Below are 14163 nucleotides of genomic sequence, written 5' to 3' on the forward strand. Positions count from 1 at the left end.
ACGAGGAAAACAAACCTGTAAAATTTTAAAAGAGATTCGTCGGCAAATAGCCGAAGCGAATGATATTGAATTCATCACCTCTGAATGTCAGTATCAGGGAGATTGTTTGGGCACTTGCCCAAAATGCGAAGCTGAAGTTCGATATCTGGAGCAACAACTTCTCAACCGCCAAAGGTCCGGATTAAGTGTAAAAATAGTGGGCGTATCTCTTGGGCTATCTGCTGCATTGATTTCTTCTCCTCTATATGGACAAGAAGCGATAAAGGACAGTCTAAGTAACAGTTGTGATTCACTTCCTAAAGTTGAAGTTACGGGTGGAAAAACAGAAAAAATACATCAGGTAGCAGGAACCACCATTACTGCAGAGGAGCTAAAAGCCTTGTCGTTGAAAAAAGAAGAGGCTATGTTTGGGATCGTCGAGGCAATGCCTGAATTTCCTGGAGGTCAAAAAGCATTAATGGCATATATAGCCAAAAATACAAACTATCCTCAAGACGCACCTTGTATTTCAGGACGTGTTATTGTCCAGTTCACTATTACTAAAAAAGGGAAGATTATAGATGCAAAAGTTGCTCGTGGGATTCATCCGGTTTATGATAAGGAAGCATTGAGAATTATAAAAAAAATGCCAGCGTGGAAGCCCGGAACTCAAATGGGAAAACCTGTAGCTGTAAAGTATACAGTTCCAATCGTATTCAGAGCCAAACAATAATATCTCCTTTTCAATATAGATAATACCATGAAACGAGGAAAACAAACCTGTAAAATTTTAAAAGAGATTCGTCGGCAAATAGCCGAAGCGAATGATATTGAATTCATCACTTCTGAATGTCAGTATCAGGGAGATTGTTTGGGTACTTGCCCCAAATGCGAAGCAGAAGTTCGATATCTGGAGCAACAACTTGAGCGAAAACGCCGTGTAGGTAAGGCCATCACTCTGTTTGGACTATCAACTGGCATACTTACAATAATACCTCCTACTTCATTGAACGCAGAAACACTACAATGCCCTAAAATGAATTGGACTATTACTGTTGACAGCCTGATACAAGAAAAAGACATGAAAGGGGAAGCTCCCTTTTATGGTCCGGAGAAGCTACCGGAATTTCCCGGAGGAACAGAAAAATTTATAGAATTTCTGAAAGAAAATCTTCGTTATTCAGAAATAGATAGTATTGCTAATAATACATATACTGATGTACAATTCACTATAGATCATGACGGACAAGTTATCAACCCAAAGATTACTCGCAAGATACATCCCAAAGTTGAAGCTGAAATATTAAGAGTCATGTCTCTCATTCCTCGTTGGACACCCGGCATGTTGGCAAATGAGACAGTACAAGTGACATACAATCTGATGCTCTCATTCAGTGCGATGTATGGCCCGGAATTGAAAATCACTTATACTCGTATAAACTATCCTGACGTTTACGAGAAAGTACCTGTTATGCCTGATTTTCCTGAAGGCCAGCAAGCTCTCATGGAATTTCTTGCAAAAAAAATTCAATACCCTAATACAGGAACAGAAGGTAATGGTGTACAGGGGCGTACTATTATTCAGTTCATCGTTGATAAAGAAGGAAATGTAGTCAAGCCAAAAGTTTTACGTGGCGTAGATCCTTATCTGGATAAAGAAGCTTTACGCGTCATTAATCAAATGCCTAAATGGAAACCGGGAGAACTGGAAGATGGTACTAAAGTTGCTGTTTATTTCACTGTTCCTGTTATGTTCCGATTACAATAAATACAAAAATCAGAAAATAGTTTAATCAATATGCAATCATTTCTCCAACTAGTCGCTCATGATTTATATACCAAGATAGGAAACGACCTGTCACGTACAGCACTCATTTTCCCTAATAAACGTGCTAACTTGTTCTTCAATGAATATTTAGTAGGAGAATCCGATCAACCGATCTGGTCACCAGCCGCCATGAGTATCAGCGACCTGTTTCAGAAACTATCCGTACAGAAAAGTGGTGATCCTATTCGATTGGTATGCGAACTTTATAAAGTGTTCAAAGAGGAAACACAGAGTCAGGAAACATTGGACGATTTCTACTTCTGGGGAGAGTTGTTGATTAGTGATTTTGATGATGTAGATAAAAATATGGTCGATGCCGACAAATTATTCAGTAATCTACAAGATTTGAAAAATCTGATGGACGACTATGAATTCCTTGACAAAGAGCAGGAAGAAGCCATACAACAGTTTTTTCAGAATTTCTCCATTGAAAAACGGACCGAACTAAAAGAAAAATTTATTTCCCTTTGGGACAAGCTAGGTACTATCTACCATCGTTACCGGGCGAACCTGACAGAGTTAGGCATTGCTTACGAAGGCATGCTCTACCGGAACGTGATCGAACAACTTGATACTGACCAACTCAAATACGACAAATACATATTTGTCGGGTTCAATGTATTGAACAAAGTAGAAAATGACTTTTTCAGAAAACTGAAAGATGCGGGCAAAGCACTCTTCTATTGGGACTATGATATTTTCTACACCCAACAAATCAAAAAACATGAGGCCGGAGAATTCCTGAAACGTAATCTCGGGGAATTTCCGAACGAACTCCCGGAAAGCTTTTTCAACACCTTTAAAGAACCGAAGAAAATACGATCTATTTCCGCTTCTACCGAGAATGCCCAGGCACGTTTCCTTCCCGAATGGATTAAGGCGATAACAAACGATCATTCGCAAATTGCCATAGAAAAGGAAAAAGAAAATGCCGTAGTGCTTTGTAATGAAGCTCTGCTTCTCCCCGTGCTTCATTCCATTCCACAGGAAGTGAAAAACGTCAATATCACCATGGGATTCCCATTGGCACAAACTCCCGTTTATAGCTTTATCAATGCCGCAATGGAATTGCAAACCAATGGTTACCGCTCCGACACCGGCCGATTCACTTACGAGGCAGTATCTGCTATATTGAAACATCCCTATACCCGGCAATTATCATCTCATGCCACTCCCCTGGAACATGAGCTGACCCAAACCAACCGTTTTTATCCACTTCCATCGGAACTTAAACAAGATGATTTTTTAGCTACCCTCTTCACTCCCCGTAATGGTATAAGAGAGCTATGCGATTACCTGATTGAATTAATCAAAAACATTTCAACCATTTATCGCAAAGAAGGAGAATACAATGATATTTTCAATCAACTATATAGAGAATCGCTCTTTCAAAGCCATACCAAAATCAACCGTCTCTACAGTTTGATTGAAAGTGGAGAGTTAAATATACGCACCGATACTCTGAAACGACTGATTACCAAAGTACTGACATCTTCCAATATTCCTTTCCACGGAGAACCGGCTATCGGAATGCAAGTCATGGGAGTATTGGAAACACGTAATCTGGACTTCCGGAATCTCATTATATTGTCTCTCAACGAAGGACAACTTCCAAAATCCGGAGGAGATTCCTCTTTTATTCCCTATAATCTCCGGAAAGCATTCGGCATGACCACTATCGAACACAAAAATGCAGTGTATGCCTACTACTTTTATCGACTGATACAACGGGCAGAGAATATCACGCTACTCTACAATACTTCTTCGGACGGTCTCAACCGTGGAGAAGAATCCCGTTTCATGCTGCAATTACTTGTAGAAGGTCCGCATGATATCACTCGCGAGTATCTGGAAGCCGGACAATCTCCGCAAAGTACCCAAGAGATACGAGTAGAAAAAACACCTGAAGTACTAAGACGACTCTATCGTGCTTACGATAGCACTAATCCAAATTCAGTGATTCTCTCTCCTTCCGCCCTTAATGCTTATCTGGATTGCCGGTTGAGATTCTACTACCGCTATGTAGCGGGCTTGAAAACACCGGACGAAGTTAGTGCAGAAATTGATTCCGCCCTATTCGGAACCATTTTCCACCTCTCCGCCCAATTGGCATACACCGATCTGACCGCAGCCGGAAAAACGATACATAAAGAAGATATCGAACGCTTATTACGCAATGAGGTGAAACTACAAAGCTACGTTGACCAAGCCTTCAAAGAAGAATTATTCAAGGTCTCTCCCGAAGAAAAACCGGAATATAACGGCATACAACTTATCAACTCCAAAGTAATTGTTTCCTATCTGAAACAATTGCTGCGCAACGACCTTTTATATACTCCTTTCGAAATGGTCGCTATGGAAAAGAAAGTTTCAGAAGAGATAACTATACAAACAGGACAAGGACCGTTCACTCTCCGTCTGGGTGGCACAATAGACCGTATGGATGCAAAAGAAAGTACCCTGCGGATTGTTGACTACAAAACAGGAGGAAGTCCTAAAATACCTGCTAATATCGGGCAACTGTTCACCCCATCGGAAACACGCCCGAACTATATCTTCCAGACTTTTCTGTATGCCGCTATCATGAGCCGGAAACAATCATTAATGGTAGCTCCTGCCCTACTCTACATTCACCGGGCAGCATCGGAAAGCTATTCGCCTGTTATCGAAATGGGAGAACCCCGTAAACCGAAAATACCGGTAAACAACTTTGCTTTCTTTGAAGATGAATTCCGCGAACGCCTGCAAGCATTATTAGAAGAAATATTCAACGAAGAAGAGCCTTTCACGCAGACAGAAGATACTAAAAAATGTTCATATTGCGATTTTAAGGCTATCTGCAAACGATAGGCCGAAAACAGAGTATACCCAATAATAAGGGCACGGTTTACATATTCATGCAAACCGTGCCCTTATTAATTCTAATCCGTATTATCTATAGTTATTCTTATTTCTCCAACAATGGGATTGAGAAACTAAATGTAGACCCGTCTCCCTTTTTTGAAGTAAACCACAGTTTACCGCCATTCTTGACAACAAAGTCCTGGCACAATAATAATCCGAGTCCCGAACCTTCCTCATTGTTTGTACCAAAGGTACTGAAATGAGTATCGGTATGCAACAACTTCTTCTGATTTTCATCATCGATACCGCAACCGCTGTCTTTCACACTTACGATTGCCATACCGTCTTCTTCTGCCAATGACACCACTACTTCCGAACCTTCATTGCTAAACTTAATCGCATTACTGATTAAATTACGGATCACAGTCTTAATCATGTCAATATCAGCACGGACAGCCATATTTTCCACAGTCACATCCTGTACAATCTTAATATTCTTCAGACTGGCCACCATCGTAAAGATTTCGCTTACGCCCTCTACCACTTCTACCATATCAATATCCTGATAAACCACTTTCAGTTTACCAATCTGGCTCTTCGTCCATTTCAGCAGGTTATCAAGCAATGAGAATACATCTTCAGTTGTCTGATTGGCCATCGTTAGCAATTCATACATCTCCTCACCAATCGTTTCGCTTGGCAGATTCAGAATCAGCATATTCAATACCATCTTGATAGATCCCATAGGCGAACGCAAGTCATGCGCAATCACAGAGTAGAGCTTGTCACGTCCCATAATAGTCTTACGCAACTCTTCCGTTTGTGCAACAATGATTCTTTTCGCTGCGACTAACGAAATCTGGTGTGTCACACGAATAATCAGCTCTTCTTTGTTGAATGGCTTTGAGATAAAGTCGTTACCACCCACCTGAAATCCTTTGACGATATCCGCCGTACTGTTAAGAGCAGTCAGGAAGATAATGGGAATTTCAGCCATTTCGGGATCCGCTTTCATTTGTTGAGCCACCTCAAATCCACTGATATCCGGCATCATCACATCCAGCAATACTAGATCCGGATTTTCCTTCTTCACTTGTTCCAACGCCTGTGTCCCATTACCGGCAGTCACAATTTTGAATTTCTCGTTGGTCAAAAGTACCTTTAATAAAAGGACATTTGATATTACATCGTCCACAATAAGGACTTTATATTCGGAAGGATTAATTTCCATATTCATAATTTTCTTTTTTTATGCTTCAGACATTTTTAAAATATTCAATCATACGCTTCAGCCCCTCTTCCAGTTCAATGGTAGGCTGCCAACCCAGTTTCTCTTTAGCCAATGTAATATCCGGTTGTCGCTGTTTCGGATCATCATCCGGCAAAGACTTAAATACAATTTTCGAAGATGAGCCAGTCAGACTAATGATCCTTTCCGCCAGTCCCAACACCGGGAACTCATTCGGATTCCCCAAATTCACAGGTCCTGTAAACCCATCCTCCGTATTCATCATTCTTATCATTCCCTCAATCAAATCATCAATATATTGGAAACTACGTGTTTGTTTTCCATCACCATATATAGTTATATCCTCATTATTCAACGCTTGAAGAATAAAATTAGAAACAACCCGGCCGTCGTTCGGTAACATTCGCGGACCATATGTATTAAAAATACGGATAATCTTCACACGCACACTGTTCTGACGGTGATAATCCATAAATAACGTTTCTGCGCAACGCTTCCCCTCATCATAACAAGACCGGTAACCTACCGGATTCACATTCCCCCAGTAGCTTTCCGGTTGCGGATGAACGATCGGGTCTCCATATACCTCGCTCGTGGAAGCTTGCAAAATCTTGGCATCCAGCCTCATTGCTAATCCCAACATATTAATAGCCCCCATCACAGATGTTTTAGCTGTTTGAATCGGGTCATGTTGGTAATGGATAGGAGATGCGGGACATGCCAAATTATAGATTTCATCTACTTCTGCCGAATAAGGATAAGTGACATCATGCCTCACCACCTCAAAATGATGATTATCCATCAAATGAATGATATTATCTTTCGAACCCGTAAAAAAATTATCCAGGCATATCACGTCGTGACCTTCGTTTATAAGCCGAGTACAAAGATGAGAGCCTATAAAACCGGCTCCGCCACTTACCAATATTCTTTTCATTCTAAGTTTTTCTATTGTTTACTAAAGAGACGCTGTCTCTTCGTTTTGTTTATGGACACAAATGTAACCGATTTGCTTAAAATAAACAATTTTCGGAGAGGATATTTTAAAAAAAAGAAGATTTAAATAGTTTCAAATTCCGAAACAACTTGCCACAGTGAAATGTTTATAATACAAAAGTACATTTTATTTAGACTATTATGACGATAAATGACCCTAATACAAACCTGATAGAGGCGATGAAAGAAAAGCTTCCGGCAAAAGGTAAACTGGCAGATATACTAATGGATACACTATACATAGGCAAAGAAGCCGTATATAGAAGATTACGCGGCGAGGTACCTTTCACACTACAGGAAGCAGCCCTTGTTTCAAGGAAACTTGGCATATCGCTGGATAAGATTATAGGAACCAGCTTCAAATCGAATGCAATGTTCGACATAAACATCGTAGATTATGATGATCCGTTTGAAAGTTACTATAATATCTTATATAAATATGCATCATTGATCAATACGATGCAGGATGATCCGGAGTCTACCATGGGGACTTCTTCTAATATTATCCCCCAGACTTTCTATCTGAAATATGACCTTTTGGCAAAATTCCGTTTTTTCAAATGGATGTATCAAAACAAATATATTCAGTGCAACAATTTCGATGAACTGGAGATTCCGGTAAAATTACTCAATATCCAGAAAGACTATGTGGATATGACCCGTCATATTCATTCCATAGATTATATCTGGGACAGCATGATTTTCCAGCATCTTATCAATGATATCCAATACTTCTCTGATGTTCATCTCATTTCGGATGAAGCGAAAATGCAGATTAAAGAAGAGTTGTTTCTACTTACAGACGAATTGGAAGAACTCGCTATGCGAGGAAAAACCAAAGATGGCAATACAGTCCGTATCTATGTGTCTCACATCAATTTTGAGGCAACATACAGTTACGTGGAAACCAATTCGCTACAGCTTAGTCTGATACGCATTTATTCCATCAATTCTTTGACTACCCTGGACCATGAGATATTCCATAGTTTAAAAGAATGGATTCAGTCATTAAAGAAATTCTCTACCCTGATATCCGAAAGTGGTGAAATGCAACGTATCCATTTCTTTAAACAACAACGGGAAATCATTGATACTCTTTAATTTCCATTTTTTCGTAAAACAGAAGCAAATAAATTATAGAATTACAATAAATGAAAGTAGATAACCTCATTATCTACTTTTTTTCATTATATGCCCCCGCTCTTTTATTTTCTTTCCAATCAGAAAATAAGCATATAACTCATAGCCGTTTTTCCACACTAATCTTTCACTTACAAGCCTTAATTTTGCATAAAATGTATCACAGTGATTATTAATATTAAATGCGAGGAACAGACAATGAAAAATGGTATTCTAAATGAATTAATAACAGTTATGAAAGAGAGGGTTCCCAAAGGGCAAAATCTTGCCAGTAATTTGGCGGATATCCTATGTATGGGCAAAGAAGCTGTATACCGCAGACTTCGGGGTGAGGTGTCTTTTTCGATAGAAGAAGTAGCCATCATATCTCACAAATTGGGAATTTCTATCGATCAGGTAGTCGGCGATCACCATTCTAACAAGGTGACTTTCGACCTCAACCTGCATCATTCTTCTAATGCGATAGATAGCTATTACGAAATACTTAATCGTTATCTACAGATATTTGATTTTGTAAAAGAAGATAATAGCACGGAAATATATACGGCTTCCAATCTTTTACCTTTTACACTTTATTCTTCCTTCGAGAATCTGTCTAAGTTTCGTCTTAGCCGATGGATCTATCAGCACGGACAAATCAAGACCCCACACTCTTTGGCGGATATGCAGGTAGAGAAGAAAATCGTGCAGGCGCATAAGAAGTTGAGTGAAAGCGTGAAGCAATGTCCTAAAACCTTTTTTATCTGGGACACCAGTATTTTCCATTCTTTCGTCAATGAGATCAAGTACTTTGCCAGTTTGCATATGATTACCCCAAATGATGTAGCGAACCTGAAAGAAGAACTATATCAACTACTGACGTATATAGAAACGTTATCAAGTAAAGGTGAATTCGGCGAAGGACGGAAAGTGTATTTCTATTTATCCAATATAAACTTCGAAGCGACTTACAGCTACATCGAAAAACTGAACTACCAGATTAGTCTATTGCGGATATATTCGATCAATTCTATGGATTCACAAAGCCCGCATATTTGTCAGATGCAACGTGACTGGATTCTATCTTTGAAACGTCACTCCACTCTGATCTCGGAAAGCGGAGAAGCACAGCGTATCATATTTCTACAAAATCAAGAAAGTATAATTGATACCTTGTAAAAAAGAACCGGCTAAGTTAATTAACTTAGCCGGTTCTTTTTTTATCCCTTACTATACTTATGCATTCTTTCAGGGGTTTCTCTTTATTTGTTGATATTACAATTCTCCTTCAGTCTGCGAATAAACAGTCCATCCGTTAATCACGATTCTCATGGCAAGCCATGAATCAGAGATGAAGAAAACGATATGATAGTTACTTTGGCGATCAAAATATTCCTGCATTCCGATTTTCTTATCCTCCATATTAGTCATAGCAAGATAATCAATCAGATTAATATCGAATACCTTTTTTGCAGAAGATTTCTCCGTCACCACTAACCGGGTTTTCCGGTCCTTCATCAATCGCATCGTATTAAGGTCTACTGAAGCAGCAGCAGAATTCACCTGATCTCTGCGATAAGGCTGGAAGCTAAGCATATCATCCTCCAACAAAGAGTTATCATGCCCCAGATACCCATTGGATTCCCGAATCTCATAATCATAATCATCCACGTTGAGTTCCCAGTTATTGGTATAACCCTGGAATATAAAACGTACCCGTTTTGTATCCCTTATCAGGTTAACCGTCTCTGTCTGATGACTTTTTCCTGTAAAGTTTACATCGATAATCTCACCATACCAAAGCGTTTCCAACTCTTTATTGATGACAAGAGACTCTTCGCGTTTCAACTGCAATCTTAGATCGGAAATTGTAGAAACACCGGGAGTTAACGAAGTAATATCGTATGAATCACGTGCACCTGCCCATGCCATAAACTGATACTCGCCTACAGGCAATGCTACCTCCATCAGATAATTTCCCGTCGATAATGAACTTCCTTCTTCTGCCTGTTTAAATAAAAACTTTCCGTCCTTATTAAACACATAAAGCTCTACTTTATCAACCTGCGTATGGAAAGCGTCTGCAAATTCCATATTATAGTCATATTTGAACTTTACAAACAAACGGCATTCCGGCAAGTCTTCATTAAAGTTATCACAAGAAGTCATTATCCAGGAGCTAATGATGAGAATCCCGAAGGTGACATGGCGTACAAGGCTTTTTAGGTTCATATTTCTATTCTTCTAATTCTATCAAACTATAAAGTTTTCTATTGTTTGTTTTCTATTTTTTATTGTTTGTTTTGAAGGTAAAGAGAGTGTCCCCTCTTTACCTCAAATTATATTAAAACAATGAATTTCATATTATAGTGGTTCAACTTGACTGTACCAAGTCCATGGATTAACCTCAATCTTGATAGACAAGTAACGGTCTTCTTCTTCATCCGGTGCACTAGGATCCGGATCGGGGATGATTGGATATCCCGGATTATTTATTTTATTTACAGTAATATCATAAACAGAGTTACGAACGACACCAAACTCACCCAACTTATTCATGATGGTAGGACTATCATCATGCTTAATCATGACTTTATAGTAACAAATACCTTCTGAATAGTATTCAACACCTTTCAGGTTCTTGCCCCCTTTACTTGCTGTTGAAATTTGGGTAGCAAGATTGCTAAACTCCAGTGTAAGTTCCTCTGCCATTTCTTCTGCTGTTTTAGCATCATCCTTATCAGCAGGAATCGTTACTTGGGTATTAAGAAGTGCGTTTATATACTCATTATAAGAATCTGTGATATCCGTAGCATATTCAGACGGTTTACCATGTTTATATTTACCGACCAATTCTTTTTCAATATAAGTCAATATCGAAGCTTGAGTATAGAATATACCATTCATGTTAAACCAATCCGTTCCGTTAGCTAAAGTCACCTTTGAACCATCCTCGTTAGTAATAGTAGTAGGAGCATAACCTACTTTCAGTAATACCTGCGTTGTATAGGCATGTACATTGAAGTTTACAGCATCAGTTTGATTCTGTGTATTTTCAAGACAGTATTTAACAGACGTATTTACTTTATTCCAATCTATATCCTCTTTTTTAGTAGCAGATGACACATAAAAATAGTTGCCAGCATACACCGTTTGATCATCATCATCCCATGCGCCAATGTCATTGACTACCCCAAAATTCGGATCTATTCTGTACGAACCGAGACTATACTGGTCATAAGGAGTCCATGTATTCATGGCTGTCTTCATTCTTTTTGATGCAGGATAGAATTTCTTGTTCGTCACGTTCAAATACCACTCTGTTTCATCCGAGTCTATAGTTGCCGTTTCACTAAGTTCTTCACCACTGTCAGGTTTCACATATACCCGCACTTTTGCCGATATACGGTCAATTCTAATTGCCAGAGGAGAGCTTGTTGCTGCTGTTGGCGTATTATACAAAGTCAATACTTCCGGATCTCCATTCGTTTTTGAAGGTTCCAGGTCACCTTTAGCATTTGTCATAACAAATCCGCCTGATTTTGCTACCCCAGTAGTCACTTCGGTTTCTGCCGTAAGCGTTATTACCTTATTTACATTTTCATAAGTATCACCTTCCTGAATGGTCCGACCCAGATTCTGCGGATTAGCAATAATCAATACAGCCTCCGAGCTAGAAGGTATTTTAAATGCATTTGTTCTGTTAGGTAGGTTATTGATGTCCTCTGTTCCAAAATCTATAATTTTCGTTACGATACTTGCATCAGTATGTCCATCAAAGAAAACCGCATAAACCTTAGTAATCGTACTTTCATCGGGCGTACCATTTTCTTGATTGGGGTTGTTCAGTGCACGTGTTTTGGTTGATTGTACACTTAAAGCCACCCATGCATCTCCATCAGAGTTAGTTACATCAGTCCCGTTTTCCCCATCAGGAACGATGTCCTCATTACTACATGCTGCAAATGCAATAGCAGCAAGTGCCAGCATAAAAAAGTTTTTTTTCTTCATTGTTTTTTTACAATTTAATAAAAGCGTTTGTAATTAATTTATTTATCCCTATTTTTATTTTCAATTTCAGCTGCATTTGTTCTCTTCCTAGCCAATTCTTCCAAATTATGTCCGGCAGCTTCCAGACCCGATCCGGCGGCTATTTTTAAATACTTTTCTCCTTTTTCATATTCTCCTTTTAATAACATTAGTACCCCGATGGCATTATTATATTCTGATAAATTAGTATTCGAGTATACCATACCCAGATAACGTTCTGCCGATGACAGGTCATTACGCGACAAGGCGGCAGCAGCGGCATTCATATTAGCAATCTCATCTTTCGGATAGAGCCGGACAGCCGTCTCGAATATATCAATGAAATCTTGCGAACCAACCGGATAGGTATTAGCTACCAAAAACATCTCATTCAGACTTAAATTCTGCGGACGGCTTTTAATGACCTCTTTCGCTTCATCTATATTAAAATTCTTAACCTCATAATTCACTTTACAGATAGCTACACGAAGACTCGGAAAAATATATTTCAGCATATACCGGTAAGGCACTCCCCCATGAAGTTGCATCAACTTGGTCTCTCTTCCTTTCTCTATAGGTATATTCCTTATAATTTCCAGCACTTCATCTTTATATTCCATTTCCATTGTATTCAGTGCTTCTTCCAAACCTTCCCAGTTCTCACCGCCAAAGATGATATAATATTGGTTTCTTGGGAAGTCATATCTGGACGCCAGATACTCCCGGAGTGCCATGGCACGTCCTTCAGACAAGCGTTTGTTAGTTGCCAATGTCCCTTCCGGAGAAGCATAGCCTATGATGTCCAAACGATTAACCTTCACACTAGGATCAGACTTCAATTCGTCAATCATCTTACGAATTTTAGCCAACTCTTGAGGATTGTTCATATATTCGGGACGTATGTTCACCTTATTCACTTCAAAATCAAGGAAACACTCTGCCTGTATATCACGACGTTTGATCTCTTCAGCCTTTGGTTGCAAATATGCCAATTGAGGTGATACCACGTATGGCAACAATACACGTTCCAACGTAACCTTATCAAACTGCTCCACATCCATCAATGCTGTTTCACCACAACCACACTCATCACGCTGCACATCCAGACGCGCATCTTCCATCCAAGGTTCAAAACGCACCACATATCGATAGTGAATCGTATCATTTCTCAATTTGCTTCCTTTTTCCACCACATAAGGCTTCTCATAGGTCTTCTTCTCTTTGGCACTCATCACAGCAAGTTCACGTTCATAAGCCAGATATTCATCACGACCTTTAATAGATACCTTCGGAAGATTCAAAGTACGTCCCGGAGATACCAGTTGAGGAATAAAATCCACTCCGCGCGCCGATTTAACCTTCACATTATTCAAGCTAAAGTCTATATTGATATGAAGAAAGTTTCCTTTTTGTTCCAGTTGAACCGGCTTCACTGCAATGTTGCCCTCATAAGAGCGGGATTGTGCCATGACATTCTTTATATTCAGGCTGCAAACCACTAACATACATACGATAAAACCTATATTTCTTTTCATCATCATTCTATTTAATTATATAAATAAGCGACACACTTGCTTTAGTAGGTCCAAAGTAATTCTTACTACTTTCTTTCTCCTTCGTACCGCAAGTGGTACAGGGATATTTATCATATACAATATGGGCATATCCCACTCCAACAGATGCTTCAATACTCCATCGTTTTTTCAAGATCCAAGAGTGTCCCACTGAAAAACCGCCTCCATATAAATGTCCCTGATAGCGATTCTCTTGCATATTTTTGCTGATGAAAGACCAATTAGGCCACCCTCCCACATTGAAATCCGCATAATGCCCGTGTATTCCGATAAACGTACGGCGGAAGCGTTCGCAAAACCAATAACGAACTTCGGGTTGTATTCCCCAATGACGCAACCGTTTGCCATCGGAAGGTTTCCATGGATTATAGTTGACCGGGATATCCAGTGTCCATTTACGTGCCAATCCCAACTCCAGCCCTAAGTTCATGGTAGCGGTAGCGTCATACAAAAGGTTGCTTTTAAGAGCAACTTTTTGTGCCTTACTCTCGGAAAGAATACATCCGAGCATGAATAAAATGAGTAAACTTACTTTCTTCATTAAC

General features: G+C 39.4%; 11 protein-coding genes. 5 read left to right on the forward strand and 6 right to left on the reverse strand.

What is annotated here, in order from left to right:
• The 3 genes from I2I13_RS13900 to I2I13_RS13910 form a co-directional block, all read left to right on the forward strand.
• On the forward strand, positions 1-712 hold a 712-nt coding region (locus tag I2I13_RS13900), incomplete at its 5' end, for an energy transducer TonB (protein ID WP_195649725.1).
• Between the two features lie 27 nt (positions 713-739).
• Positions 740-1747 carry an energy transducer TonB gene (locus I2I13_RS13905; RefSeq protein WP_195649726.1) on the forward strand — a complete coding sequence of 336 codons (1008 nt, stop codon included), beginning with the start codon at positions 740-742 and terminating at the stop codon, positions 1745-1747.
• A 30-nt stretch (positions 1748-1777) separates the two neighbouring features.
• Positions 1778-4657, forward strand: a complete 2880-nt coding sequence (locus I2I13_RS13910; RefSeq protein ID WP_195649727.1) for a PD-(D/E)XK nuclease family protein — start codon at positions 1778-1780, stop codon at positions 4655-4657.
• 97 nt (positions 4658-4754) lie between these two features.
• Here the strand turns inward: I2I13_RS13910 and I2I13_RS13915 are convergent, their stop codons facing one another.
• Positions 4755-5888, reverse strand: a complete 1134-nt coding sequence (locus I2I13_RS13915; RefSeq protein ID WP_148367175.1) for a hybrid sensor histidine kinase/response regulator — start codon at positions 5886-5888, stop codon at positions 4755-4757.
• A gap of 19 nt (positions 5889-5907) precedes the next feature.
• Entirely contained in the window at positions 5908-6837 is a 930-nt protein-coding gene (locus I2I13_RS13920; RefSeq protein WP_148367176.1) for a UDP-glucuronic acid decarboxylase family protein, read from the reverse strand.
• Between the two features lie 200 nt (positions 6838-7037).
• Here I2I13_RS13920 and I2I13_RS13925 point away from each other — a divergent pair, with 200 nt between their 5' ends.
• Both I2I13_RS13925 and I2I13_RS13930 read left to right on the forward strand, forming a co-directional pair.
• Positions 7038-7997 carry a hypothetical protein gene (locus I2I13_RS13925; protein WP_148367177.1) on the forward strand — a complete coding sequence of 320 codons (960 nt, stop codon included), beginning with the start codon at positions 7038-7040 and terminating at the stop codon, positions 7995-7997.
• A 237-nt stretch (positions 7998-8234) separates the two neighbouring features.
• Positions 8235-9194: a hypothetical protein gene (locus tag I2I13_RS13930; RefSeq protein WP_195649788.1), complete on the forward strand. Its 960-nt coding sequence runs from the start codon at positions 8235-8237 to the stop codon at positions 9192-9194.
• A gap of 96 nt (positions 9195-9290) precedes the next feature.
• Here I2I13_RS13930 and I2I13_RS13935 read toward each other — a convergent pair whose 3' ends face one another.
• The 4 genes from I2I13_RS13935 to I2I13_RS13950 form a co-directional block, all read right to left on the reverse strand.
• A complete protein-coding gene (locus I2I13_RS13935; RefSeq protein ID WP_195649728.1) occupies positions 9291-10247 on the reverse strand; it encodes a FimB/Mfa2 family fimbrial subunit in 957 nt (318 codons plus the stop codon).
• 132 nt (positions 10248-10379) lie between these two features.
• Positions 10380-12026, reverse strand: coding sequence for an Mfa1 family fimbria major subunit (locus tag I2I13_RS13940; RefSeq protein WP_148367181.1), 1647 nt, complete (start codon positions 12024-12026; stop codon positions 10380-10382).
• A gap of 38 nt (positions 12027-12064) precedes the next feature.
• Complete coding sequence (locus tag I2I13_RS13945) at positions 12065-13582, reverse strand: DUF3868 domain-containing protein (RefSeq protein ID WP_195649789.1); 1518 nt, start codon at positions 13580-13582, stop codon at positions 12065-12067.
• A 4-nt stretch (positions 13583-13586) separates the two neighbouring features.
• Positions 13587-14159: a DUF3575 domain-containing protein gene (locus tag I2I13_RS13950; RefSeq protein ID WP_148367183.1), complete on the reverse strand. Its 573-nt coding sequence runs from the start codon at positions 14157-14159 to the stop codon at positions 13587-13589.
• Between the last annotated feature and the right edge of the window lie 4 nt (positions 14160-14163).

This window comes from Bacteroides sp. D55t1_190419_B8 (assembly GCF_015558905.1).
GTDB classification, from domain to species: domain Bacteria; phylum Bacteroidota; class Bacteroidia; order Bacteroidales; family Bacteroidaceae; genus Bacteroides; species Bacteroides vicugnae.